The organism is Sphingobium sp. AntQ-1 (assembly GCF_028538045.1).
In the GTDB taxonomy this organism is placed as follows: Bacteria; Pseudomonadota; Alphaproteobacteria; order Sphingomonadales; family Sphingomonadaceae; genus Sphingobium; species Sphingobium cupriresistens.
On sequence record NZ_CP117160.1, the window covers coordinates 158,339 to 183,491 of the forward strand.

Annotated in this window: 31 protein-coding genes; 17 read left to right on the forward strand and 14 right to left on the reverse strand. The window is 62.3% G+C overall.

Annotated features, from left to right (window positions below; genetic code table 11):
- Position 1 precedes the first annotated feature (1 nt).
- The 13 genes from sphantq_RS22980 to sphantq_RS23040 all read left to right on the forward strand — a co-directional run bounded on the left by sphantq_RS22980 (position 2) and on the right by sphantq_RS23040 (position 12,078).
- Entirely contained in the window at positions 2-922 is a 921-nt protein-coding gene (locus sphantq_RS22980) for an MBL fold metallo-hydrolase (RefSeq protein ID WP_272800616.1), read from the forward strand.
- Positions 919-1,359: a YeeE/YedE family protein gene (locus sphantq_RS22985; protein ID WP_272800617.1), complete on the forward strand. Its 441-nt coding sequence runs from the start codon at positions 919-921 to the stop codon at positions 1,357-1,359. The genes sphantq_RS22980 and sphantq_RS22985 overlap by 4 nt, the downstream gene beginning before the upstream one ends.
- Positions 1,356-1,796 (forward strand): DUF6691 family protein, encoded by a 441-nt coding sequence (locus tag sphantq_RS22990; RefSeq protein WP_272800618.1) that lies wholly within the window; start codon positions 1,356-1,358, stop codon positions 1,794-1,796. The genes sphantq_RS22985 and sphantq_RS22990 overlap by 4 nt, the downstream gene beginning before the upstream one ends.
- Before the next feature lie 9 nt (positions 1,797-1,805).
- Entirely contained in the window at positions 1,806-3,479 is a 1,674-nt protein-coding gene (locus sphantq_RS22995) for a bifunctional protein tyrosine phosphatase family protein/NAD(P)/FAD-dependent oxidoreductase (RefSeq protein WP_272800619.1), read from the forward strand.
- The gene (locus sphantq_RS23000; protein ID WP_069710269.1) at positions 3,476-4,258 is read left to right on the forward strand and encodes a sulfite exporter TauE/SafE family protein; all 783 of its coding nucleotides are present in this window, start codon (positions 3,476-3,478) and stop codon (positions 4,256-4,258) included. The genes sphantq_RS22995 and sphantq_RS23000 overlap by 4 nt, the downstream gene beginning before the upstream one ends.
- A 1-nt stretch (position 4,259) precedes the next feature.
- The gene (locus tag sphantq_RS23005; protein WP_272800620.1) at positions 4,260-5,072 is read left to right on the forward strand and encodes a TlpA disulfide reductase family protein; all 813 of its coding nucleotides are present in this window, start codon (positions 4,260-4,262) and stop codon (positions 5,070-5,072) included.
- Complete coding sequence (locus tag sphantq_RS23010; RefSeq protein ID WP_272800621.1) at positions 5,069-5,722, forward strand: DsbA family protein; 654 nt, start codon at positions 5,069-5,071, stop codon at positions 5,720-5,722. The genes sphantq_RS23005 and sphantq_RS23010 overlap by 4 nt, the downstream gene beginning before the upstream one ends.
- 110 nt (positions 5,723-5,832) lie before the next feature.
- Positions 5,833-7,275, forward strand: coding sequence for a bifunctional metallophosphatase/5'-nucleotidase (locus sphantq_RS23015; protein ID WP_272800622.1), 1,443 nt, complete (start codon positions 5,833-5,835; stop codon positions 7,273-7,275).
- Positions 7,276-7,309: 34 nt separating this feature from the next.
- On the forward strand, positions 7,310-8,092 hold the full coding sequence (locus sphantq_RS23020) for a substrate-binding domain-containing protein (RefSeq protein WP_272800623.1): 783 nt from the start codon (positions 7,310-7,312) through the stop codon (positions 8,090-8,092).
- A gap of 2 nt (positions 8,093-8,094) precedes the next feature.
- On the forward strand, positions 8,095-9,507 hold the full coding sequence (locus sphantq_RS23025) for a cytochrome ubiquinol oxidase subunit I (RefSeq protein WP_272800624.1): 1,413 nt from the start codon (positions 8,095-8,097) through the stop codon (positions 9,505-9,507).
- A complete protein-coding gene (cydB, locus tag sphantq_RS23030; protein WP_272800625.1) occupies positions 9,507-10,514 on the forward strand; it encodes a cytochrome d ubiquinol oxidase subunit II in 1,008 nt (335 codons plus the stop codon). The genes sphantq_RS23025 and cydB overlap by 1 nt, the downstream gene beginning before the upstream one ends.
- A complete protein-coding gene (locus sphantq_RS23035; RefSeq protein WP_272800626.1) occupies positions 10,514-10,633 on the forward strand; it encodes a DUF2474 family protein in 120 nt (39 codons plus the stop codon). The genes cydB and sphantq_RS23035 overlap by 1 nt, the downstream gene beginning before the upstream one ends.
- 77 nt (positions 10,634-10,710) lie before the next feature.
- Entirely contained in the window at positions 10,711-12,078 is a 1,368-nt protein-coding gene (locus sphantq_RS23040; protein ID WP_272800627.1) for an MBL fold metallo-hydrolase, read from the forward strand.
- A gap of 17 nt (positions 12,079-12,095) precedes the next feature.
- Here the strand turns inward: sphantq_RS23040 and sphantq_RS23045 are convergent, their stop codons facing one another.
- The 7 genes from sphantq_RS23045 to sphantq_RS23075 form a co-directional block, all read right to left on the reverse strand.
- The gene (locus sphantq_RS23045) at positions 12,096-12,548 is read right to left on the reverse strand and encodes a DUF202 domain-containing protein (protein ID WP_272800628.1); all 453 of its coding nucleotides are present in this window, start codon (positions 12,546-12,548) and stop codon (positions 12,096-12,098) included.
- Positions 12,549-12,832: 284 nt separating this feature from the next.
- Positions 12,833-13,963, reverse strand: coding sequence for a relaxase/mobilization nuclease domain-containing protein (locus sphantq_RS23050; RefSeq protein WP_272800629.1), 1,131 nt, complete (start codon positions 13,961-13,963; stop codon positions 12,833-12,835).
- Positions 13,956-14,492, reverse strand: a complete 537-nt coding sequence (locus sphantq_RS23055) for a hypothetical protein (RefSeq protein WP_272800630.1) — start codon at positions 14,490-14,492, stop codon at positions 13,956-13,958. Before sphantq_RS23055 ends, sphantq_RS23050 begins: the two co-directional genes overlap by 8 nt.
- Before the next feature lie 301 nt (positions 14,493-14,793).
- The gene (locus sphantq_RS23060) at positions 14,794-15,729 is read right to left on the reverse strand and encodes a ParB/RepB/Spo0J family partition protein (RefSeq protein WP_272800736.1); all 936 of its coding nucleotides are present in this window, start codon (positions 15,727-15,729) and stop codon (positions 14,794-14,796) included.
- Entirely contained in the window at positions 15,729-16,493 is a 765-nt protein-coding gene (locus sphantq_RS23065; RefSeq protein WP_272800631.1) for a ParA family protein, read from the reverse strand. Before sphantq_RS23065 ends, sphantq_RS23060 begins: the two co-directional genes overlap by 1 nt.
- 13 nt (positions 16,494-16,506) lie before the next feature.
- Complete coding sequence (locus tag sphantq_RS23070) at positions 16,507-16,686, reverse strand: hypothetical protein (RefSeq protein WP_066532566.1); 180 nt, start codon at positions 16,684-16,686, stop codon at positions 16,507-16,509.
- Between the two features lie 326 nt (positions 16,687-17,012).
- Positions 17,013-17,408, reverse strand: a complete 396-nt coding sequence (locus sphantq_RS23075; protein WP_272800632.1) for a DUF3768 domain-containing protein — start codon at positions 17,406-17,408, stop codon at positions 17,013-17,015.
- Positions 17,409-17,682: 274 nt separating this feature from the next.
- Here sphantq_RS23075 and sphantq_RS23080 point away from each other — a divergent pair, with 274 nt between their 5' ends.
- Positions 17,683-18,060, forward strand: coding sequence for a hypothetical protein (locus sphantq_RS23080; protein ID WP_272800633.1), 378 nt, complete (start codon positions 17,683-17,685; stop codon positions 18,058-18,060).
- Between the two features lie 140 nt (positions 18,061-18,200).
- Here the strand turns inward: sphantq_RS23080 and sphantq_RS23085 are convergent, their stop codons facing one another.
- Complete coding sequence (locus sphantq_RS23085; RefSeq protein WP_272800634.1) at positions 18,201-18,722, reverse strand: hypothetical protein; 522 nt, start codon at positions 18,720-18,722, stop codon at positions 18,201-18,203.
- Between the two features lie 111 nt (positions 18,723-18,833).
- The gene (locus sphantq_RS23090) at positions 18,834-18,998 is read right to left on the reverse strand and encodes a hypothetical protein (protein ID WP_170271947.1); all 165 of its coding nucleotides are present in this window, start codon (positions 18,996-18,998) and stop codon (positions 18,834-18,836) included.
- Positions 18,999-19,288: 290 nt separating this feature from the next.
- On the opposite strand from sphantq_RS23090, the gene sphantq_RS23095 reads away from it, so the two are divergent.
- The 3 genes from sphantq_RS23095 (at position 19,289) to sphantq_RS23105 (ending at position 21,022) form a co-directional block, all read left to right on the forward strand.
- Positions 19,289-19,723 (forward strand): antitoxin Xre-like helix-turn-helix domain-containing protein, encoded by a 435-nt coding sequence (locus tag sphantq_RS23095; RefSeq protein ID WP_272800635.1) that lies wholly within the window; start codon positions 19,289-19,291, stop codon positions 19,721-19,723.
- On the forward strand, positions 19,720-20,199 hold the full coding sequence (locus tag sphantq_RS23100; protein WP_272800636.1) for an RES family NAD+ phosphorylase: 480 nt from the start codon (positions 19,720-19,722) through the stop codon (positions 20,197-20,199). The genes sphantq_RS23095 and sphantq_RS23100 overlap by 4 nt, the downstream gene beginning before the upstream one ends.
- Before the next feature lie 394 nt (positions 20,200-20,593).
- Positions 20,594-21,022 carry a thermonuclease family protein gene (locus sphantq_RS23105; protein WP_272800637.1) on the forward strand — a complete coding sequence of 143 codons (429 nt, stop codon included), beginning with the start codon at positions 20,594-20,596 and terminating at the stop codon, positions 21,020-21,022.
- Between the two features lie 129 nt (positions 21,023-21,151).
- On the opposite strand, the gene sphantq_RS23110 is transcribed toward sphantq_RS23105, so the two are convergent.
- The 5 genes from sphantq_RS23110 to sphantq_RS23130 form a co-directional block, all read right to left on the reverse strand.
- Positions 21,152-21,565, reverse strand: a complete 414-nt coding sequence (locus sphantq_RS23110) for a single-stranded DNA-binding protein (RefSeq protein WP_056769078.1) — start codon at positions 21,563-21,565, stop codon at positions 21,152-21,154.
- A 481-nt stretch (positions 21,566-22,046) separates the two neighbouring features.
- Entirely contained in the window at positions 22,047-22,676 is a 630-nt protein-coding gene (locus sphantq_RS23115) for a hypothetical protein (protein ID WP_272800638.1), read from the reverse strand.
- Between the two features lie 224 nt (positions 22,677-22,900).
- Positions 22,901-23,848, reverse strand: coding sequence for a DUF2493 domain-containing protein (locus sphantq_RS23120; protein WP_011950787.1), 948 nt, complete (start codon positions 23,846-23,848; stop codon positions 22,901-22,903).
- A gap of 244 nt (positions 23,849-24,092) precedes the next feature.
- Positions 24,093-24,539, reverse strand: coding sequence for a hypothetical protein (locus tag sphantq_RS23125; RefSeq protein ID WP_272800639.1), 447 nt, complete (start codon positions 24,537-24,539; stop codon positions 24,093-24,095).
- Between the two features lie 27 nt (positions 24,540-24,566).
- Complete coding sequence (locus sphantq_RS23130; RefSeq protein WP_272800640.1) at positions 24,567-24,965, reverse strand: hypothetical protein; 399 nt, start codon at positions 24,963-24,965, stop codon at positions 24,567-24,569.
- Positions 24,966-25,153: the final 188 nt, after the last annotated feature.

Here is a 25,153-nt window from a genome sequence, read left to right on the forward strand (position 1 = left end):
AATGTCCGATACCCATGTGACGGACGCGATCGTCCAGGTTTGCGCAGCACAGCTCGCGCCCACATTGAACGTGAAGAGCTTCTTCGACGATGCCAGCAGCACGGCCAGCTACGTCGTTCACGATCCAGCGACCAAAATGGCAGCAATCATCGATAGCGTTCTCGACTTCGATGCGGCCGCAGGGCGGACGGATACGGCGTCTGCTGATGCCATTATTGAATATGTCCGCGACGAGGGGCTGAACATCGAATGGCTGCTCGAAACCCATGCCCATGCGGATCATCTTTCAGCGGCACCCTATCTTCAGACGCGGCTAGGCGGCACGCTCGCGATCGGCCGCGATATTATTCGCGTGCAGGAGGTATTCGGCAAACTCTTCAATGCCGGCACCGAGTTTGTGCGCGACGGCAGCGATTTCGATCGCTTGTTCGATGATGGCGACCATTTTTTGATCGGCAGCATCCCGGCGATAGCCCTGCACGTCCCGGGGCATACGCCTGCGGACATGGCTTACGTGATCGGTGACGCAGTCTTCACCGGCGATACGCTTTTCATGCCCGATTACGGGTCGGCACGCGCCGACTTCCCTGGCGGCGATGCCCGCCAACTCTACCATTCCATCAGGCGCCTCCTCAAGCTGCCGCCTGAAACCCGCCTGTTCCTTTGTCACGATTACAAGGCGGCAGGGCGCGATACGTACGTCTGGGAGACTACGGTCGGCGCACAGCGTTCCGGCAACGTCCATGTTCATGAGGGGGTCGGCGAAGAAGAGTTCGTGGCGATGCGCACTGCTCGAGACGCTACCCTGTCCATGCCGGCGCTCATCATGCCGGCTGTCCAGGTCAATATGCGAGGCGGGCACCTGCCGGCACCAGAGGCGAACGGCACCCGTTACCTCAAGATCCCGCTGGATGCGTTGTGATCGCCGCCTTTCCCTCTGCGATCCCCCTCCAGGGGCTGATTGGCGGTGTGATGATCGGCCTGTCAGCGGCCATCCTCTTGCTCGGCATCGGCCGCATAGCCGGGGTGAGCGGTCTTTTTGCCAGAGCAACCGGCGCTTCAGACAGCGGCGCACCGCGAATGATCGCCTTGGCCTTTACAGTGGGCCTTCCGATCGGGGCGTTTGTCGCGGCGAGTGTCATTCTTACGCCGATGCGTATGACTGCATCCTGGCCACTGATCATCGTTGGAGGTTTGCTCGTCGGTTTTGGAACCCGGCTAGGTTCGGGTTGCACGAGCGGGCACGGCGTTTGCGGCATGTCGCGGCATTCGCCGCGCTCGCTTGCCGCAACAGCGACATTCATGGCGGCGGGCATTGCCACCGTGACGGCGATGCGGCTGATTGGTTTCGGGTCATGAACCGTCAGGTCATCATCGCGCTCGGCTGCGGTGTCCTGTTCGGCATGGGCCTCACGGTGTCGGGGATGACGGACCCAGCCCGGGTACGTGCATTCCTTGACGTATTCGGAAGCTGGGACCCCACTCTTGCCTTCGTCATGGTTGGCGCGATGATGCCCATGGCGGTGGCCTGGCGCATTGCCAAGCCACGCCGGGCACCGTTGGCCGCGGATGAATTCCACCTTCCCGCAACGCATCCGATCGATGCGAAGCTCCTCTTGGGCGCGACATTGTTCGGCGTGGGTTGGGGGCTGGTAGGTCTCTGCCCGGGACCAGCGATTGCCGCTCTCGCGCTTCGCCCGGGTCCCGCGGTTCTGTTCGTGCTGGCCATGTTCGCCGGCGCCACCATCCATCGCTTCTTATTTTCCCGACCCTCCGCCGGCACGGCGGCTACGTAGGAGTTTCCCATGGCCATCAAGCCACTGAGTCCGACCTTTGCCGTTTCGCCGCAGCTCAGCCCTGCCGACGTGAAGCTGGCCGCCGAAATGGGCTATCGCGCGATCGTCTCCAATCGGCCTGATGGTGAGGATGCGGGCCAACCTACGGCAGCAGAGATGGCAGCCCTTGCAGCCCAATATGGGCTGGGCTTCGCGCACGTGCCCGCCACGTCCGGCGCAGTGACAGCGGCCGATGCCGATCGCATGCGAGACGCCCTTGCACAGCTGGATTCACCTGTTCTTGGCTTTTGCCGCAGCGGCATGCGGTCGGCGACTTTATGGGCCATGCTCGAGGCGCGATCGTCGAGAGCGGAAACAGCTCTGCAAGTGACTGGCGCCGCTGGCTATGATCTGTCGCCCCTCCGGGCGACCCTTGGCAGCATGGAGGGCAACAGCCTCGCCGGAGGAAAAACCTATGATGTCGTGATCGTCGGTGGCGGCGCCGCAGGGATTGCGACGGCCGCGAGTCTTCTGAAGCGCAACGGGAACCTCGTCATCGCGGTTGTCGATCCTGCCGAATATCATTTCTATCAGCCGGGCTGGACGATGGTCGGCGCCGGCGTCTTCACGCCTGAACAGACCCGCCATACGGAGGCGGAGGTCATGCCCGACAAGGTTGATTGGCTCCGCGTCGCAGCCACGGCGTTCACTCCGGACCAGAACAGCGTGGAGCTGGCTGACGGCCGATTGCTCACTTATCGGGTCCTTGTGGCCGCGCCGGGGATCAAGCTCGCCTGGGATGCCATTCCGGGCCTGAGCGAGGCGCTAGGCAAGAATGGCGTTACATCAAACTACCGCTACGATCTGGCGCCCTACACGCGCGATCTTGTCAAGCAACTGAAAGGCGGCCGTGCGCTGTTCTCGCAGCCCCCTATGCCGATCAAATGTGCCGGTGCGCCGCAAAAGGCGATGTACCTGTCATGCGATATCTGGCGCGAGGCGGGTGTGCTGAGCGACATCGATGTCGAATTCCACAATGCCGGTGCCGTCTTGTTCGGCGTGGCGACGTACGTACCGGCACTGATGGACTATATTCGCAAATACGGCATCGATCTTCAGCTCGAATCCACACTGGTCGCTGTCGATGGGCCCAACCAAGTGGCGACTTTTGAGCGCAAGGCGATGGACGGCTCAATCGAGCGGATCGAGCGCCCGTTTGATATCCTTCATGCCGTGCCGCCGCAGGTGGCACCGGATTTCGTCGCCAAAAGCGCGCTTGCAGCCGATTCCGGCTTTATTGATGTCGATCCTGCGACCCTGCGTCATGTCCGCTATCCCAACGTCTTCGCACTTGGCGATGCTGCCAACACCAGCAATGCCAAGACGGCCGCCGCTGCGCGCAAGCAGGCGCCGGTCGTGGCCGTGAACGTGTTGGCGGCGTTGGAAGGAAAGGAGCCAGTCGCTGATTACGACGGATATGGCTCCTGTCCGCTCACTGTCGAGCGCGGGAAAATTGTCCTTGCCGAGTTTGGCTATGGCGGCAAGCTCCTGCCCAGCTTCCCGAGCTGGCTGCTCGACGGGACGAAGCCCTCGCGAGCGGCGTGGTTCCTCAAGGAGCGCATGCTTCCACCGATCTATTGGCAAGCGATGCTCAAGGGGCGTGAGTGGATGGTGCATCCGCATATGATCGGTAAAGCGGCATGACGCTGGAACCGATCCAGTATGTGCTGGGCGTCTTATCTGGCGGTCTCGTCGGGTTCACGCTGGGCCTGGTGGGCGGCGGTGGTTCAATCCTGGCGGTTCCGCTGATGGTCTATCTGGTGCGCGTGCCCAACGCGCATGTCGCCATCGGTACCAGTGCCCTTGCCGTGGCCGCCAATGCCGCAACAGGTCTTATCGGGCATGCACGCGCGCATACGGTGAAGTGGCGCTGCGGCGGCATGTATGCCAGCGCCGGGATCGTCGGTGCCCTGATAGGTTCGACCGCCGGCAAGGCGGTCGACGGGCAAAAGCTTCTTTTCCTGTTCGCGCTTGTGATGGTGATCGTTGGCATCGCGATGCTGAGGGGGCGTGGCAATCTCGGAAACCCCGGGGCTGAATGCAACCGTGAGAAAGCCCCCAAGGTTGTGGGCTATGGCCTGGGTACTGGGCTGTTCTCGGGCTTCTTCGGCATTGGTGGTGGTTTCCTGATTGTCCCGGGGCTGATCGGTTCCACCGGTATGCCGATCCTCAATGCGGTGGGAACGTCGCTCATTGCCGTGGCGGCCTTCGGCCTGACCACTGCCGTCAACTATGCATTCTCCGGTCTCGTCGACTGGCCTCTGGCTTTCGTGTTCATCTTCGGCGGCATCCTTGGCGGACTGCTCGGGACGCAAGTTGCCAAGCGCCTTGCGGGCACCCAAGGCACCCTGACCACGGTCTTTGCCGTGCTTATTTTCGTGGTCGCGGGCTACATGCTTTGGAAAAGCGCTTTGGCGCTCTGACATGACAGGTGTGCTCGCGATAGGACCGTTCATGGTCCCTGTGGACCGCCTTGCGGCCGTGCTGGCTGTGGTCGTCTTCCTGGCGCTGTATGGTATCGGTACGCGGCGAACCGGATCGACTGCGGCGAACGTCGCTTCACTGGCTGTGATCGTCGGCATCGTGGCGGCGCGAGCCGCATATGTCGCGGCCCATTTCAGCAGCTTTCGGGCGGATATTTCCGCAATTTTCGCGATCTGGCAGGGCGGCTTCGCTCCCTGGGCCGGTATCATTGCGGCGGCTGTCACCTTGATGCTGTTACTTAGGCGGACGCCGAGCCTTGTGCCGGCGCTGACCTCACTCGCGATCGCTGCGGCACTTTGGGCAGGTACGGCGCATTTTATCACGAACGTTAAGCCGACGCCTCTGCCGACAGGTCTCGTGGCCCACGACCTCGCCGGCAAAGCGGTTCGACTGGATAGCTTGCGCGGCAAACCCTTCGTCATCAATCTCTGGGCGACCTGGTGCGGGCCATGCCAAAGGGAAATGCCGATGCTCGTGCAAGCTGCAAAGGAACGGCCCGACGTGCCTGTCCTTTTCCTCGACCAAGGCGAGGACACGCGCACGATACAGGCGTTTCTGGCGGACAAGATGCTGAAGCCAGCCAATGTCCTGCTCGACCCTAAAATGGACAGCGGCCGAGCGCTTGGTGCTGCAGCGCTACCTACAACTATTTTCGTCGCCAGCGATGGCACCATTCGAACCCGTCATCTGGGAGAAATCTCTCGTGCCGCCCTGGACGCAGGCATGGATGACCTTCGGGAGTTCACTCGATGAAACGCTTCATTCCCCTCGCTTTGCTTGCCGCCGTTTTGGGCATCGTCGGCTTCGCGGCCTTGCGCCCCGGCTCCGTAACGACGCAGGCCTCCGCGCAGACATTCACGAGAGAGGCGATTACAGACGATCCCATCGCGCCCAAATTCGCGCCCAAAGGCTATGACGTCACGATCGTCGAGTTTGCGGACTACAACTGCCCCTATTGCCGGCGCATGCACCCGACCATTGCCGCGCTCCTTGCATCGGATCCCAAGATCAGGATCGTTTATCGCGACTGGCCGATTTTTGGCGGTGCCTCCGTTGAAGCGGCACGAGCGGCCATCGCAAGCCAGTGGCAAGGCAAGCATGAAGCCTTCAACGCCGCTCTCTACGAGGGCGGGGGCCGGATCGATTCCGCCGCTATCTGTGCCGCTGCAAAAAGGGCCGGCGTCGACTGGACAAGGCTTCAGAAGGATCTTGTGACGCACAAGGCGGATATTGACGGCCTGCTCGCCCGTACGAACGTCCAGGCACCAGCGTTGGGGCTACAGGGCACGCCGGCATTTCTTGTTGGGCCATATCTTCTGCCCGGCGCGTTCGATCTTCCCAACCTGCGCAAGGCGGTCGCGAAGGCGCGGGCCCACCCCAACGGTCCGCCCAAGGCACCGTGACGTATGGCGGCCGACCAACAAAACATGCGGAGCGGCGCTCCCGATAGAACCAATGCGCGTTATCTCGCGCAAGGTGATGACGATCGCGCAAAGCCTCGCTGGAGACAGTCATGACGCAACTTACCTTTCTGCAGATCAATGATCTCCACGGCTACGCGTTGCCCCATCACGAGATGGTCCGTGACGAAGGCGGTGCCTGGACCTTTGCCGAGCTTGGCGGGATTGCGAGAATTGCAGGGCTGTTCGCATCCGTCAGGGACGAGCGGCCCGGCGGGGTTATCGCTCTGGACAATGGCGATACGTTTCATGGCACGCATCTGGCCGTCGCCAGCAGGGGCCGCGCGTTGGTTCCGGCGATGAATGCTCTCGCGCTCGACGCCATGGCCGTTCACTGGGAGTTTGCCTACGGCCCGGGGGGTGTCTGCGATCTTGCCAAGCTGCTCGATTACCCGGTGCTGGCCATCAATTGCCATCTTCAGGCAGATGATCAGCTGCTCTTCCCACCCTATCGGATCGTCGAGCGATCAGGCCTGCGCGTAGCGATCATCGGCCTTGCCTGTCCGATCGTCGACAAGACGATGCCGGCCTCGTTCAGCGCGGGGGTCTATTTTACGATCGGCAACCGCGAACTGCCGCGCTGGATCGCGCATGTGCGACAGGAGGAAAAAGCAGATCTCGTCGTCGTCCTGTCGCATTTGGGGTTTCCCCAGGATGTGAAGCTGGCCGGCGAGGTCGATGGTGTGGACGTGCTCGTAAGCGGCCACACCCATAATCGCATGGACGAGGCAATCGTCGTCAACGGCACCGTCATATTCCAGTCGGGTTGCCACGGGTCTTTCGTTGGGCGCCTCGACGTTGAAATCAAGGAGGGCAAGGTTGCGAGCCATCGCCACCAGCTGATCCCGGTTGATGCGAGCTTGGCCGAGCAGCCAGAGGTCGTAGCCCTCATCGATAGCGCGATCCGGAATGAACCAACGGATTTGAGCCAGACAGTCGGCCAGATAACCGCCGCCCTGCACCGCTACGCGATGCTGAGCTCAACCATGGATGACGTGCTGCTTGAGGCAATTGCGGAAGCCGCAGGCACCCGGATCGCCTTCTCGAATGGTTGGCGCTACGGCGCTCCCATTCCTCCAGGGCCGGTCACGGTCAATGATTTGTGGAACATCATTCCGACAAACCCGCCCGTCTCGGTCGTCGAACTCACCGGTGCGGAGATCGTCGAAATGCTCGAAGCCAATCTCGAGCGAACCTTTGCCGCCGATCCGTATGAACAGATGGGCGGCTACGTGAAGCGGATGCGCGGCGTCAAAATGTACTTCAAGGCTGAAAATCCCCCAGGGCATCGGATCGATCGTCTGTTCGTGGAGGGCGAACGTGTCGATCCTTTGAAATCCTATGTGGCGGCCTTCGTGACAGCACAGGGCGTGCCTGCGAAATTTGGCCATAACCGGCGCAATTTGGAGATCCGCGCGGTCGACGCGCTGCGTGGCCTTTTCGAACGCCGCGGCACGGTGACGCCGGACCCCACACCAACGGTATTTGAGATCTGATGCCAGACGCTCTCACACCTGAAAGGACGAGAACATGCGCGTGATTTTAATCACCTTATTCGGCGCATTGAGCCTCGCCAGCACCGCTAACGCCGAACCGGTTCACGTCTTCGGCCCCGGCGGCCCCGCACCTGCGATGAAGGAAGCGGCTGCGGTGTACTCCCGTCAGCAGGGGGTGGAAGTCGATGTTGTCGCAGGCCCCACGCCTCAATGGATCGATCAGGCCCGCAGCAATGCAGACATCATTTTCAGCGGCTCCGAAACCATGATGACCGACCTGCAGAATGCGATGGGTGGTCAGATCGATCCCGGAACCATCACCCCGCTCTATCTTCGCGTTTCGAGCATTCTGGTTCGGCCAGGAAATCCCCGGCACATCGGCGGTCTTTCCGACCTGTTCAAGCCCGGTCATCGCATCGTTGTGGTCAACGGGGCCGGTCAGAATGGCCTTTGGGAAGATATGGCAGGCAGGACGGGCGACCTTCGCAAAGTCGCCGGCCTGCGCGGCAATATCGTACGCTATGCCAAGACCAGCGCTGAAGCGAAATCGGCATGGACCGAAGACCCCTCGCTCGACGCCTGGATCATCTGGGGCATCTGGCAGCGCGCGAACCCTACGCTTGCCGACGCGATAGCTGTCGAGCCGGAATATCGCATTTACCGGGATATGGGCGCCGGCCTCACGCGCAAAGGTATCGCAAACAAGGACGCACAGGGCTTCGTTCGGTGGCTATCGACGCCAGATGCCGGGAAGATATTTGTCAAATGGGGCTGGGTTGATCCTGCTGGCCCGAAGCCAGCGACGGGAGGCCGTTGATTATGTTCGACGGGCTGGACCCGGTGATCCTGGCCCGCGCGCAATTTGCGTTCACGGTCAGTTTCCACTTCATTTTTCCGAGCTTCTCGATCGGCCTCGCCAGCTATCTGGCGGTCCTGGAGGGCCTGTGGCTGCGTACCGGCAAACAGGTCTATCTCGACCTCTTCCAATACTGGCTCAAAATCTTCGCGATCGCGTTTGGCATGGGCGTCGTGTCAGGTATCGTAATGTCCTACGAGTTCGGCACGAACTGGTCGGTGTTCTCGACGAAGGCCGGGCCGGTGATTGGCCCGCTCATGGCCTATGAGGTTCTTACGGCGTTCTTCCTTGAAGCTGGATTCCTTGGCGTGATGCTCTTCGGACGCTCCAAGGTCGGCCCCCGCCTGCATTATGTCGCGACATGCATGGTGGCGCTTGGCACGCTGATCTCCGCGACCTGGATCATCAGCGTCAACAGCTGGATGCAAACGCCCACCGGGTTCGCGATAAATGCCAAGGGTCAGTTTGTCCCGGCAGGATCGTGGCTGACAATCATCTTCAATCCCAGCTTCCCCTTCCGGCTCGTCCATACCGTGATTGCGTCCTATTTGACGACCTCGCTTGTCGTAGGGGCAGTGGGCGCCTGGCATTTGCTGCGCAAACGTGAAGATCTCCACGCCCGAAAGATGTTCTCGATGGCGATGTGGATGGCCGCCATCGTCGCGCCGATCCAAATTTTCGCCGGAGATATGCATGGGCTCAATACGCTCGAGCACCAGACCCCGAAGGTTCTGGCGATGGAGGGGCATTATGAAGCCAGCCCGAAAGGGGCGCCGCTCATTCTGTTCGGCTTTCCCAGCAATGCCGAGGGCCGCGTGAATTACAAGGTGGAGGTCCCCAAGCTCAGCTCCCTCATCCTTCGTCACGATCTAAACGCGCCGCTGCCGGGCCTGAAGGACTATCCCCGTGATCGCTGGCCACCGGTACCCATCGTTTTCTGGTCGTTCCGGATCATGGTCGGTTTGGGTTTCGCCATGCTTGGCCTTGGCTTGGTCAGCCTTTTGGCAAGGGTTCGCAAACGTCTCTACGAGTGGACCTTGCTGCATCGGTTTGCCATCGTAATGGGACCTACGGGGTTCGTCGCGGTCATCGCCGGTTGGGTCACGACCGAAGTCGGCCGTCAACCTTACACCGTTTATGGCCATTTGCTGACCGCTCAATCGCACTCACCGCTTGCGGCACCCGCAGTGGCTGCCTCACTTCTCGCGTTCGTCCTGGTCTATTTTTTCGTATTTGGCGCGGGGGTATTTTACATTTTCAGGCTGATGGCCCGCACCCCGGTAGTGGGCGAGAGCGAGCCTACCCACGACCCGGCGCGCGCGGCCGGCATTACGCCAGCCCCGGCGATCGATGCTGAAAGCGGAGGTAGAGGCTGATGTGGTTCGATCCCGATCTTACAATCATCTGGGCCGCGATCATTGCCTTTGCGATCTTCGCTTATGTCGTGATGGATGGCTTCGACCTCGGCATCGGCATTCTTTTCCCTTTCTTCGATGTTGGCGAAGAGCGGGATCAGGCGATGAACTCGATCGCGCCGGTCTGGGATGGCAACGAAACCTGGCTGGTATTGGGAGGGGGCGGCCTTCTGGCGGCCTTTCCCATCGCATATGGCATCATCTTGCCTGCCACCTATCCGCTGATGATCGCCATGCTTCTCGGGCTCGTATTCCGCGGGGTCGCATTCGAGTTCCGCTGGCGCGATCCGAGCCATCGCCCATTGTGGGACGCGGCATTCACAATGGGCTCGCTGGTAGCGACGTTAGCGCAAGGCATCACCCTGGGCGCGCTGCTGCAGGGGATCGAGGTTTCTAACGACGCGTATGCAGGGGGCTGGTTGGACTGGCTTTCGCCATTCAGTCTTCTGACCGGCGTGTCGCTCATCATCGGCTACGCTTTGCTTGGTGCAACATGGCTTATCTGGAAGACCGAAGGCCGCGCGCAGGAGCATGCGTTTCGGCTATCCTTCAGGTTTGGGATCGCCATGCTGGTGGCCGTCGCGGCGGTAAGTGCCGCAACACCCTTTCTGCACTATCAATATTGGCGCAGTTGGTTCGCTCTGCCTGGCGTCTTCCTGACAGCCCAAGTGCCGCTCCTGGTCCTGATTAGCGCGTTTCTTTTCTTCCGCTGCCTGCGGCGACGCGCTGAGCGTGCGCCATTTCTGTTGGCGCTAATGCTCTTCCTGCTGGGCTTCGCGGGGCTTGCGATTAGCATGTATCCCTATGTCGTTCCTGACCAGATCACGATCTGGGACGCCGCTGCGCCGCACGACAGCCAGCTCTTCATGCTTGTGGGAACCGCTGTGATCATCCCAGTGATCATCGCCTACACTGTCTGGGCATATTGGGTGTTCCGCGGAAAAGTCGGCACGCATGGATACCATTGATGAAGAAGCAATCGACGCTCCTGTCGCGCTTGGTCTGGATGGGCGGGATCTGGGCTGCGAGCGTAGCAGCACTTGGCGTGGTCGCGTGGCTTTTGCGAGCTTGGATCTTGGGCCTGTGAGGCCGCGTTCATCTCGATACGGCGATCGCCCACCGCAGGCCGTGGATTTCCCAAGATCAGCAAAGTGAGGTGTGCTTATGATCATTCGCCCCATCAAGTCCGAGGGACTTGCCCATCTCTCCTACCTCATTGGTGACGGCAGCAAGGCGGCGGTGATCGATCCAAGGCGCGATTGCAGCTGTTATCTGGAGATGGCCCGTGCTGCGGGCATGGAGATCACGCACATCTTCGAGACGCATCGCAACGAGGATTTGATATCGGGCGCCCCCATTCTCGCCGGCCTGACCGGAGCCAGGGTTCTGCACGGACCTAACCCCGCTCGGCCCGTTCAATATGCGCAGACCGCGCGTGACGGGGACTGCTTTGCGATCGGCGGCGACCTGACGATCACGGCCATGGAAACGCCCGGGCATACCGATGACCATCTGGCCTATGTCATCCACGACAAGGGCTATCCTGATGGAGCCGTCGGCGTTTTCACCGGCGACGCGCTCTTTGTCGGCGACGTGGGGCGGACCGATTTCTATCCCGAAAGGGCTGAGGAAGTTGCAGGATTGCTATTCGACAGCCTCGGCAAATTGCTGGCGCTGGGCGACCAGGCCATCGTCTACCCGGCCCACGGCGCAGGATCAGTCTGCGGGTCGGGGATGGCGTCCCGCGAATTTTCGACGATCGGCCATGAACGACGCAACAGCCCGAAGCTAAAAATCACAGACCGCGATGCCTTCATCGCGGCAAAGCTGGCAGAGACGCATTACATCCCGCCCTATTTTGCCACCATGGAACGGCTCAACGTCGAAGGGGCCGATGCCATGCCCCGAGTTACGGCCCCCGGAGTCCTGAACCTCGCTGATCTCGATCAGCTTGCGCCCGACTGGATGATCGATATCCGGTCAGTAACGGCTTTCGCCGGTGCGCATCTTCCCAATGCCCTCGCCATACCGGTTTCGATGATCCCAGCTTTTGCGGGCTGGTTTCTCGATGAAGACAGCCGGTTGATCTTGATCGCCGATGACATGGCGCAGGCACAGGAGGCCGCTGTCCATCTCGGCCGCATAGGCTTCGATCAGATTCTGGGTACGGTGACCAATATGGTGGGTCTGGCTGCCAAGGGCCGTTCCTTCCAATCGCTGCCTCTCGTCGATGCTAAGACCGTTTCTCAGCGGCTCGATCAACGTCCAGAGGAGTGGGTGTTGCTCGATGTCCGTGCACAAGATGAAGTGGAGGCAGAACCAATGGATGGTGCGGAGCACATTTATATCGGGCATCTGCGCGAGCGTTTCCGGTCGCTGGACGTGACGCGACACTACACGCTTATGTGCGCGAGCGGCGCGCGGGCGACAGTCGCGGCAGGTTGGCTCCAGGCGCATGGTTTCACGAAGCTGGATATTTTCCTTGGGTCGATGGGAGCGTGGAAGGCATTTGTGGCGGGGTCGGCGTCCTGAGGCGCTGCACAGGCGGTTCAGCTCAGCCAGATTCCAACCAGGGCGGCGAGTGAGACGACGACGAGAAATCCGTTGATCCCGATGAGCAGCCAGGCGGGCAGCCGCCGGGTTTCTGGCAATGGGCGAATGGCGGGAGCAACTTCGCGCCACACGGCAGCGATGAAACAGAAGCCGCTGAACAGAATAAGCAGCGAGCCTGTCGCCATCGTCAATGGCGCAGCGACGACGTTTTCCAACAGCGTCCGCGCGCCGACACCTGCCGCTAGTGCAGCAAGTCCGGTCCTGACCCAGGCGGCATAGGTTCGTTCAGCGGCCAGCACCGTGCGGTCAGCAGCGAGGACAGTGCGCCTGTCGGCGCTACTCTCCTGAACGGCGGCGCTATCGGTAAGCTGCTCCGCGCTGGCCGCTAGCTTCGCTTGCGCCTTCGCCGTGCGATGCAGGTCGTCATGCCCTGGCGGGATAATTTCCATAAGGCGCTAACGCACAACGACGCTTCAAGTGGCATCATCTGAATGACCTCAGCCAGCACCACGTGAGACACCCAATGCGCACGCAAGTTTAAAAGATGTGAATGGCCGAAGCTGTCTGGTCGTCAGCGAATGGCCGCTTCGACCAAAACCAGAAATTCACGCCTACCATTTCAAATGGCCTGAGTTGGTCGACAACTGCCCCGCAATAGGTCTGTCGCCCGCGCAATTATTGTCCGGTCAGAACTTGCTGCCTTCGCCTCGCCATCTGTTCGCCACGCCACTTGCTAACGCTCGCGATCCCGTGGCTTACGGGCACCTGGGTCAATGTCGGGTCGTTGCACGGCCTCGCCCTTCTTTTCTCGACTGCGAAGATCCGCTGCTTTCCGATCGGCGATCATGATCTGCCGCGCCCGCTCCAATCGCCGCGACACCGCCGCCGGCATATCGGCCACGAACCCTGCTATATCCTCGGCCAACGCGCGATCCTCGGCCTTCCCGGTCGCCGCCAACGCGGCCGCGGCATCTGCGTAAGCCCCCCGGATCTGCTTCTGTCGGCCCAGCGCCAGCACATCCTCCACCCGACGCTCCGGGTTCTGTGACCGTGCAAACTCCTGCGCGCGCTCCTCAATCAGCCGGTTGAGATCCAGCTCCCTCCCCTGCCCCGCTGTTCGCGCCTCCAGATGGTGCGCCGACGACCGCACCCGCTTCTGGACATGGCCGCGCGCGCGGCGCGGGGTCGCTTCGGCGGCGATGCCGCGCTGGCGCAATTCATGGGCGAAGCTCTCGCGCCAATGATGAAGGTCGGCCTTGCGCGGATTGAACCGCGTCCCGTCCTGGCCCTGCGTCGCGACGGTCAAGTGGACATGGGGGTGGGCGGTGTCGGTGTGCAGAGCCACCATATAGCTGAACTGCCCTTCGAACTCGACGCGCGCGAACGCCTGGACGGCATCATGGATAGTCGCGGCATCGGTCGTACCGCCGGGCATCGACAACACCATCGACATCGAGGTCGGACGATCCTTCCCATGCGCGTTCATCGCCTGATCGAGCATGTCCCAGTCGGCAGCAATCGCCTTCAGGCGCTTTTCCTCGGTGATGATCTCGCCTTCGCTGCTGCGGATTTCGAGCTTACCGTGACGCGAGATGTAACCGAAATGCTCGGCAAGATGCCTGGCGCCACGCTGCTTGCCCGAGATCTTGACCATGACCTCGGGCGCCTTGCGCACGATCCGCTCGAGCTTGGCCCGCGCTTGCGCCGCCGTCAGTGGCGGCGAAGCATTGGTCCCGCGCCTTCCCATCCCGCCCGAGCGGATCCGCAGCGTCCCCCCGCGCAGGCTGCGCTTGCCGCCAGTCGGCGGTCGCCAGGCTTCCATCAAACTGGGGAGCGGCAGAACGCCGTCGTCATCCTCATTCATCGGCCGTATCCCAATAAGCCATGTCACCCTTGAGCGCGCGGCCAAGCACGCGCAGCTGATCGGCCACCTCATCCCGGAAGGAAGCGACCCGCGCGGCCTCGCGCGCAAGGTCGAGACGGGAATCCACCATGGTCGCGGCATGTAGCGCATGGACCGCCTGGTTGAGATTGATGCCGATCCGGTTGAGCTCTCGCCAGGACTGCGCGATCAGCACCCGGTCGGCGCGCGGCGGCGGCGAAGTCGCATGCAACCGTCGGCGCAACAGCATCACCAGCCATTCGGTCCGTTTGAGGCCGCGCGCATCGGCTGCCGCATCGAGCTGGATGATATCCTCGCGCATGAGCCGAAGCTGCAGCCGGTCAGTCGTGCGGGTCCGAGGTACAGCCGTCTCGCAGGATGTGTCCCCAGCCTCGTGCAGCGCACGATCAATCAGTTTGCGCAGGAGCGCCGAACGACCGCCAACGGACCTTGCCATGGCATCGAAGCGTGCCGCGAGATCATCGGGCAGACGGACGTTGAAGACGGCCATGTCCGCAAGACTATTGTCATACATTGACGGCGCCAAGCCTATCCGGCCCTCACCTAAAACCACTCATCTTATAGTCTGCTCAAACAGACTCCCCCCTCTTCAAGCAACGCATCCAACTCGACCTGGCCTCGATGGGAAAAGAGAGTATCTCCGAGCGAACCAATTCCCTCCGCCTGCAAAAATGAAGACAGCCGCGCCCCTGAAGAAAGGGGCACGGCTGTCAAAATTGTCTGAAAAGCTCGATCGTTTCGACGCGGAGTGAGGGGTGATTGGATGCGCCCCGACCTGCCCCGCCGATGGTTTACTCCATGGCGATCTCGGCAACAGGCGCTTCGACCTCCTCGCCGTCGTCGAACGCCACCCGAACGCGCTCGGGCAGGATCAAACGTCCTGTCCGCCCACCCACCGTCACCCGAACCGCATCGAGCGGCCGAGGCTGCGGCGGCACCTCCGTTTCGAACATCGACCGCAAACCGGCACCGGCACGAACCGGCCGGCTCGGTGCGGCGCGCACTGTGCCCTGCCCTTCCGAGAGCGCGCGCACATCGCGCAGACGGGCATCCGGCAGATCCTCGGATGCCTTGAGTCCCGCGATAAACCGGCCGCCTTCGGCCAGGGTCACGCTCTCATCGCCGAGCCGCTCAACATAGGCGCGCACCGCGTCACCATGAGTACGGGCAGCCCGGTGGAGGTCGTAGAGCAACCGGATCGGCATCTGGTCGATCGCGGCCCGCAGCCAGGGCGCCATGTCGGCACAGGCGGCATAGAGCGACACGAACTGCTTCGATCGGCCGAGCGCGCGGGCGATCTCCGCCTGTGTGACGCCGGCACCCAGCATGCGTTCTATCCCGGTCGCCAGATCATGGGGGGTGAGGCCTGCGCGCTGATCATTCTCGACAATCTGATCGGCGAGCGTGTCGGCGCGATTCACCACCGCCATCACGATCGCCGGGATGGTCTCGCGCCCGGCAAGGCGCGATGCCCGAAAGCGCCGCTCGCCGACACGGATGACGTGAAGGCCGTCGCCGTTTTTCGGGGCGACGATGATCGGCTGCAGGACGCCGCGCGCGGCAATCGAGGCAGCGAGATCCTTGAGCTCCGTCTCGTCGAACACGCGCCGCGGATTTTCCGGATCGGCCATGATCCAGTCGAGCGGCAGATCCTCGACGCGCCGCGCGCTATCATGGAGACCGACGAGCAGTCCGAACTCTTCGGCGCGCTGATCGAACTTGCCCATCACGCCGCACTCTGGCGGCGGTCGTCCATCCGGCGAACGATCTCGGCCAGGATCGGCCGGATTTCGTCAGCCGCCGCCTTGGCGCCGCTGCCGGTTTCGCGCCAGACGGGATGATGCTGTTCGGCCGAATGCTTGTAGGTCGGCCGCGCTTTGATGAAGGCGGGGAACATCAGCTTCTCACCAACGGCGCGGGCGAGCTTGACCGCATTGTCCATTTCGCGTCGGTCGAAAGGATTGACCATCGAGGGCAACAGCCCGAGAAAATCGACCTTGCGCCCGCCTCTCGCCCCTTCCGCCTTTTTGAGCGCGGTGAGCAGCATCTTGGCGCATTCGATCGAATCCTCGGCGACCTGGACCGGCGCGATCACTGCGTCGGCCACTGCCATCGCACTCAAGGTCAGCTCATCCCATTTGGGACCGGTGTCGATGACAATATGATCGAAATGGGCACCAAGCGCAGGGAACCGGCCGAGGAAATCGCGGACATCCGCAGCCGCCTTGACCATCTGCAGACGCTGATCGGCGGCGAAGACCGTGATGCCGGGCGCATCGGTAAGCTCGAGCCGCGCCTCGGGATCGAACAGGTCCGCGGCGAACCACCCGGTCCGCTCGCTGGCGAGCCGCCGCGTGGAACTGCCCTGCGGATCAAGGTCGAGAAAGGCGACGCGATTGCCGCCTTGCTCGGCCAGATACCAGGCGAGGTGCGTGGCGAGGAAGGTCTTGCCGACCCCGCCCTTCAGCAGGCTGACGACGATCGTCTTCATGATCGCCGGACCCTCACGATTCATAGTCGTGGGGACCATCGCGCAGGTTGCGCTCATAATGGTCGCGCGACGACCAGTCGCCGCCCCCGCCGATACCCGGTCCGACATAGCGAAACAGGTAAACGGTGATCGCGAAGCAGACGAACGCGAATACGAACGCATGGTCTGGATGACGGGAAAAATAATCGGCCACAACGGGTCTCCTTAACGTGTTCCAGAGACACCGATCGGTCCCCTCACCGCGCAGCAAAACGCGGACGCTCTCGCCGCGCAGCCTCCCCTCTCGTGCCGGGGAACAAGGTCCAATGGACGTCAGGCGGCACCGCCGACAGTCTGCTCAAGCAGACTTTTCGGCTATCCCCCCGGTCAGGGGGATGGCCGGGTTCACTCGCCAGAGATGGGAAATCTGGACAGGCCGACCCCGGGCGCAACCGGGTGGCGCAAGGCGATCCGCGCTCGCGGCACCGGCGAATCCTTTCCGTAAAAAGGTGGCCCCGACAGAGTCGGGGCCATGATGGCTCAATATTCGTGGGTGAGAAGCAGCGTCAGCACGCGGATGGTGACATCGGGATCTGTCGGGTCAGGGGATCCATATGTCAGCGCGCGATCATAATAATCGACCTTCCAGTACAGGGCCTCGCCCGCGAACTCGAAGCGACCGAAATCACGCTCGCCATGCGGATCGACGTCGGGACCAAAGGCGTCATAGTCGCGCACCGTGCGCAGCAGTTCGGCGCGGCGCTGGAACCCGCGGAACAGGCTGGTATCGCCGATCAGTTCGGCGACCCCGGCGGTCATGACCACCTGGTTGACGCCCGGGTTATGGATGGACTGGCGCAGAGCATCATTGAGCCGCGCGATGGTCGCGATGCGCTGGTCTGCGGATAGGACTTTGTCATTCTGGGGGTCGGCCATGACGTTCGACTTTCCAAGCTGTGTCAGACCCCGCCGATCGGGGCCTTCCGACAGGCGACCGGACCGCCGGGGCTAGCGCGCCCGCGCACCCGACAGGGTCGCAACGGATGTGGAGAAGCCCGGCACCGGGCTTGCGCTGGCAAGTGCCGCGGCGAGGACGCCAAGCCAGGAAGGGAACGTCGATGCGGCGGTCAGAGGGAATAAGGAACGGCATGGCCGACTTTTCAGACGTGCTGCTGGACGCGCGAGCGAGGGCTTCGCTATCCTTCCGATCATGACAGACACCGCCCGGATCATTGCCCTTTGGCCGCACTGGACATCGAGCGTCGGCGCGATGCAGCACCTGCAGATTCTGGTTCGTACCCAGTGCCGCCGCTGCGGCGCCCTGATGCGCGCCGACCTGGACGAACTGGTCGCCCGTTATGGCGGGAGTGCGTCGTTGATCGATCGCCAGGAGCGATGCCGCATGGTCGCGTGCGATGGCGCGACCTTCTACCTGGCCGCCCGGCGCTATGGTGGACCGTGGCGGATCCTGGTCGACGATGCAGCGCTGCGCGACGGGCTGAGCCTATGCCCGCCAGCTCATCTTGCGCTTGGTCGACCAGCCCCTTGCAGCGACGACGCAGCGCTGCTCGTTACCGAGTGCCGCTGACTGCGCGACCACGGCAGGGATCGTGACCCCCATGGGCCGAGACCCGCACGGGGCTCGGGGCGCAAGCCTAGAGCCTGGTCCGGCGAAGCCGGAGCCGCCAGCGTCCTCGCTTCATGTCCAATATGCGATGCGTGCTACGCCTATTTCACCAACTGGTGGCGCAGGTTTGCCAGAATTGAGCAGAGCTGTTGGCTTTTCCGCCGTATATCAGCGAGCATCTCAAGGCCTTCCGCTTCCTCGACCAGAAGCATGGTGCGTTCGGGCTGCCGCGCACGGATAGAGACCTGACGGTAAACCACGATCCACTTGTCCGTGCGCTCAACCGCAATCTTTGCCACTCGATGCGCCAGAAATGTTCGAAGGCGCTCATGGACACGAAAAGCGTCAATCGCTTTGAACGCCGCTTTCCCCTCAGCGGCAAAGGCCCCTTCCGTACCAAGTACCGCCGCGATATCGTCGAACCGCTGCCCGGTCAGATGACGCAGACGGACGGCCGCACCTTTCTCCGGCACCGTACTCAAAGATAGCAAGGTTTCGGTCACGCCAGCCTCGGCCGCGGAGAAACACTGCAGACAGGCCCCGCGCCATGCGTTCACATCATGGACCACCCGGCTCCACAATGCGTCATCACTTTGGGGTAGAATCTTTGTTTCGGCATTCATCCCAACTTTGTATCGCGCGCATGTTGATAATCGGTTGCTCGAGAGCGCAAACAGCGCGCGATGCCCGTTGATGTTGGACAGAGCCGGGAGCCCTGGGGCTCCCGGCAAGTGTCACGCGAACGGATCATATTCGTTGATGACGACCAGGTCGCCGTCAAAGTCGTCGGCGGTGATGACGGCGAACTGGTTGCCGATCCCGATGACCATCGTCGCGATCATGAGGGTCTTGGAGAGGCCGAGCGCATTGAGGCGGGCGATCTTGATGTCGGTGAACATGTCGAGGCTCCTTGAAAGCCGGCGGGTTCATCCCCGCTCGACTGGCGCCCGAAGTGTTCGGAGGGTGGCCGGGATCACTTTTTGCCGCAGGCCAAAAGCCGTAGCGAAGCGACCGGACCCTTTACGGGTTGATCGCATTAGGCCGCCCGCCGGACCAAGGATTGCGCCTCAAAGAGCGGGGTGAAGCTGTTGGCCCGAAGAGGTCATGGCCCACCGGAGGGATATCACCGGTTGCTTGTGTTTGCCTCACATGAGACATATATCGGTATCAGATGAGACAGGAGCAGCAGATGGCGAGCCAGCCCGTGACGATCGAGACCCTGCTTGGGGTTGCGCCCCGCAAGGGCGACACGCGCCTGGGGCTGAGCTATTCGATTCTCGAAGGCCTGCCGGTCGGCGCGCTCGACCATCTCGCAGACACGGTCGCGCCCAATGACAGCCGCTTCAAGTTCCGCCTGATTCCCAAGGCGACGCTTGATCGCCGCAAGAAATCCGCGTCCAAGCGCCTGACCAGCGAGGAAGGCGACAAGCTGGCGCGGATCGCCAAGGTGTTCAGCTTCGCGCTCGATATCTATAAGGATCCCGCCAAGGTCCGCGACTTTCTCGGCCGCGCGCACCCTATGCTCGACAACAAGCCACCGCTCGACGTGGCGCTGGCGACGGGTCCGGGAGCCGATGTCGTCATCAACCTGCTGGGACGGGCGGCTTACGGCGGCGGGGCGTGAGCGCCCAGATCACCGACCGCGTGCTGACCTGTTTTCGGATCGGCGATCCCGATGGCGCGCATCCCATCTATGACAGCGAAGGCGCTCGGCTCTATCCGGGACGGTGGAACACCGCGGCCAGCCCGATCATCTACACGTCAGAACATTATTCGACGGCGATGCTCGAAAAGCTCGTCCACGCGAACACGGTGATGCCGCCCAACCAGCATTATATCCGCATCACGATCCCCAACGGCGTAAGCTATGAAGTCTTCCCGACCGCCAAATTCTCCGGGTGGGACGGCAAGCGCGAAGACATCTGCAAGGCGTTTGGCGAGGCGTGGTTCGCGGCAGGGCGCTCGGCGCTGTTGCTGGTGCCTTCGATCCCGGCGCGGGTGGAACGCAACATCCTAATCAATCCAGCACATCCCGACGCGCAAACAATCAGCTTCGAGCTCCCCGAACCAATCTGGTGGGATGACCGGCTCTACGGCTGATCGCGAAGGGCTTGGCGATCAGCACGCTGTTGGGGACGCTGGGCGATGTCCAGTCATGCCTGGCGTCACCCAAGCAATAATGGATGGCTCGCTGGATCTCGACACTTGATAAGTGTTCTTTCTTTGTTCTATTCTGCAGCCATGCTCCGAGTCGATGAAGACAGTCTGGCCCTCCACCTCGAGGTGTCGCTCGCCACGGCCGAACCGGCCCTCGTCACCGATATTGGGTGTGGCGATACCGTTGCACGACGCCGTGCAACGGCGGAGTTGGCGCGACACCTGGCAATGCGGTTGCGCTGCTACGATATCCTCGCCGACGAGCCCGCCACGAGGTCGGATACATTGCCGCTCTTCCCTGAAGCATGACTTACACCCCTGTCCGGGTTGAGCGCTGATGCTCGCTGTATTTCTGCTTGCCGTCGCGGTCGTGCAGGGCGGCCAGTCGTTCACCTGCACACCGATCAGGGTTTGGGACGGCGATGGCCCGATCTGGTGTCGCGAGGGACCACGGATCCGGCTCGCTGGGATAGCGGCGCGGGAGATCGATGGCTCGTGCCGCACGGGACACCCCTGCCCGCGCGCCAGCGGGATTGTCGCGCGCGACACGCTGGTGCGGTTGCTGGGCGGCGCGAAGGGGCGCAGCGCCACAGGCCATATCCTTGTCACAGGTCCAAGACTCCAATGCCGATCGACTGGCAATGCAAAAGGGGATCGCACCGGTGCCTGGTGCGCCGCGCCAGCGATCGGCGATATCAGCTGCGCCATGATTGCGAGCGGCACAGTGCTGCGATGGAGCCGATATGCGGCGGGCCACTGCCGCTGAGAGGACGCGGAGGGCAATATCCTAGTCGCGCTCGTTCAGATCCATTTCCCGAACTTTCCTCGATCCCGAACCGTGCTGCGGAAAACAGCAAAAAGGCCCGGCGGCGTGAGCCGCCGGGCTTCGCCGGTCTCAGAAGGGAATTTCGTCGTCATCCACCGAGCTGTCATTGCCGCCTTGGTCGCCACTGGCGGGCTTGGCGCGGGTGAGGAAGGTCACCTCGTCGGCGATGATCTCGACGCCGTACCGCTCGATATTCTCGTTGTCGGTCCAGCGGGTGTAGTGGATGCGACCGCGCACCATCACCTTCATCCCCTTGTCGACATATTGCTCGACGGTCTTGCCGACGCCGTTGAAGCAGGTGATCCGGTGCCATTCGGTATCTTCGATCCGGCGGCCATTGTCGTCCTTGACGACCTTGCCGTTGCTGTCTCGCTTGGGCCGCGAAGTCGCGAGGCTGAAGTGGGTGATCTTGGTGCCGCCCTGGGTGGTGCGGGCTTCCGGCGTGGCGCCGACATTGCCGGCGAGGATGACGAGGTTCTGCATGTCGAGGTTCCTTTTTGGGTGCCAAAGGGACCGTCCCTTCGACTGACCCCCGAAAAAGGCGGGCATGGGCGGTGCTTCCACCGGAGCGCGCAAGCGGCGTAGGGGAACCCCGACACAAGGGGTGGTGCGGGCAGCCGTGGAACACGGCAACTCGGCCCGAAGGGGAGCGGGTTGGAAGCACCGAACGACCGACTTAGGGATCAGGTCAAAAAGAAGGGAAGGTGGCTTTGGTTCTATGAACCCAGGAACCACTGCAGAAGCAGCGCCCTATCACCGCAGCGATCTACGCCCGATAGCCCGACCAACGTTGGTCAGCCCATTTTCCAGTTCGACTTGTCGTTCGCAGCGAAGCACCGGCGGCCCCTACGACAAGAAGACATGATGGCCGTCCGGCGGGTTTAGTCGGAAAACCGTCTCTGGCTTCAATCGGTTGGCAAATCCCTTTCGAGTGGTGCGCGCACGGATGATGTTGCGGGGCCTGTTACACGATCTGCACCCGGATCACGGCAAGGAGACGGTCGACGCAGAGACAGGCGTCGGCCACATCGAAGGGTGACGCCCCGACCCGGAACAACGCGTCGATCTCGTGGTGACTATAGGCCGGCGAAAGGATCGCTGTGAGATCCGGCAATTCCACAGGCAGGCCGGACAGGCCTGCTTCCGTCGCAAGCGCCAGAGCCTTTTCGAGGTCATGCCGAATATGGACACGGTTCCAGTCGTCGGCATAGCCCGCCTTCATCAGAAAGGCTTTGAGGCTGAGTTCGATCGCGATGGCCAGCGAATGTGCAGCACTCGCCGGAGCGATCCCGACGCTTGCCGACGCGCCGCGGGCAAAGCCCGTGGCATTCTCCATGAAAATGTCGATCAGCACCGGATCGATATTTCCGGCGAAACGCCGCGCAGCGTCATCGAGCGTGGCGGCCGATAGCCCGATCAGCCAGCGCGGTCCTCCGATATTGCGCAGATGGCGCAAATGCGCCGAACCGGGTTCATCGGCGTCGGTGCCGGCCGACCAGCGCAACAGCAACGCGGCCTTCCAGCAGCGCCCATGGCGCTGTCGGAATGCAAGCAGAGCGCGCAGTTCCTCATCATGCAAATCGCGCATCATCATCTCTCTCTCATTTGTGGCAAGGCGACGGCCGGCGCGGCGTGAGCAACGCGGATGGCTGGTGGACACTGAAATGGATCCACGCTGCGGACACGGCCGACGGATTCCGGCGCTATTCAGCCAAACCAACACGCCTAGGCACCCTCCCCTATCGCTGGCGGGAATTCCGATGGGACAACCGTAAGCAGAGCCAAAAAGGGCCGCCGGCAAACCGGCGGCCCGCGGCTTCAGCCCGCACCGCGACGAGCAGCTGAAGGAGGGCTTCCCAATGGGCCGCGACGATCAACGACCCGGAGTCCCCGAGCCTTGGCTTCGATGACAAGCCGCTCCGTCACGCCATTGCCCTGGAAGGCGATCACGAATCTCGGCTTGAGCGAGAGCATCTGCTCGTTGCGACGGAAGCCGGCGCGATCTCCGAGCTTGCGATCGAGACCGAACCGCACCTGCTGGATGCCATTCTGCTCGGCCCAGGACGCTGCAAGCCGTTCGATACCCTTCATATCGCCGCCGTGTACGAGATACATGTCGCCGACATGGGCGCGAACCTTGTTGAGGGTGGCCAGCAGGTTGTCGGCGAACGTCTTCATATCCAAGTCGTTGGCGAAGGTGAGGCGGCCACCGGCGAACACAACGGGCGTACCCTGCGCGGTGTTGGCGTTCAAAGCCCGCTCGCGGCGCGCCCGCAGGAAGGCGTGGCCGTCGACGATCCCGGCGGTGACACCGAGCGAAATGCGGTTGCCGGACGATGGCACCCACGATCTCCCGGTTTCCCGGATATAGTGCGCGGCGGCGACATCGCGCATGATTTCGAAGGCACCCGCGGATTCCTCGACCTTCTTGGCGAGATCGATCTTTTCCTCCAGATTGGCCGTGCTGATTTCCGAGCCGTCCTGTTCGGCGAGGAGCAAGCGAATGTCGTCGGTCAACCGATCGACCAGCCCGTGTTTCTTGGCGGCGGCGCGGTGGAAGAGGTTCACCAGTCCCCAGCCCAAATCTTCGATGTCACGCTCGATCGATGTGTTGCTCATCGTTGTGAAGAGATCGCTCCAGATTGCGGTAACGGTCTGCTCCAGCGCCTCGGTTGGTGGCGGCGCCATGCCACTCAGGTCTTCAGCGCGGGGTTCGAGGTGCCCTAGCTCTAGTGCCGCGAGTGCGGCTGCAAGCGATGTGGACATGATAGCGAGCCTTTCTGTCTGTGCCGGCGGTCTCTCCGCCGGATGCGCATCCTCCGGGCGCTCGCAAAAGAGGGGCTGGCACCGAGGCACAGCCGAGGGAAACTCGCGAACAAGGGGTGGTGCGGGCAGCCGTGGCACACGGCAACTCGGCCCGCCGTTCGCGGGTTGCCAGCGCCTCGCGGGCGCCCATATGCAGCATCCTCTGGCGGGGAGGTGTCGTCACAGACCGGTTTTCGCTTTGTCCTCAGCCTGCGCCGTCGATCCGGAACGGGGGTATCTCCAATTCCGCCGCCGCGAGATGCGAGAGCACCGCCGCGTAGCTGCCGAGACAGCGCACCGTTTCCGCCGAGATCAGGATCTCGTCATCGTCCGAGGCGCTGAAACTCCGAACGGTCGTGCCGTCAAAGACCACCCGCTCCGGGCCAAACGCCCCAGAAGCGCCGCCCGCCCAGCGGGCGAAGACAAGGGCATGATCGACACAGAAAGTCTCGATCGCTTCGAACCGGCCCCAGGCAACCTCATGGTCGGCCAAGTACAGGGGAACGCTCGGATCGAGATCGTCCGGGTCAAACGCGGTGCCCTCCCAATCCGTGAAGGCGCCGTCGCTCTCGACGGCAGCACAGAAGCCGGGAACGAGGTCAGGGGACAGCGATCCGCCAATGCGGATCGCGACAGAAGCGCGATCGGCCATGAGAGTCTCCGTAGCTAGTGAGGGGGGTCAGCCTGCGGACTGACCACGGTGGAATGCGTCGAGCCAGCGCGCCATCGACATGCGCTGCTCGACGGGCTTGCAGGCTTGCGCCGCCTGGAACGCGATCAGCGCGAGCGGTGCATCCGCAACGATCCGATCAACTTCGCTCGGCGAGAGAAGGCCGTGCTGACGGATATAGGCGGTGATATTGCCCGGTCTCGGTGTCGCCCCGCCTCGCCCGACAACGGGCTTGCGCCAAAGGCCATCGATCGTGCGCAAGCGAGGTTTTGCGCGAGCCTCCATCAGAACGATGGTGCGCAGTTCATCCTTAGAGAGCGCATCCACTTCGTGCGGCCGCATCGCGGGACAGAAGAAACAGGAGGATTTGGGCGGTACAGGCAGGCCCGCACGCTCAATGCGTGCCATGCAATCCGCCCGGGTCCAGCCCAATTCGCGAAGGGGATAACGATAGTCATAGCGTGGGTCGGCATATCCCTCGGCATGCGCGTAGCGACGCTGATCGGCACTGGAACAGTCATAGCCGATCAGTTTGACGACACGTCCGCCTTCTCCCCAGCACCGTATCGCGGGTGCCCATTGCGCCGTCCATTTGT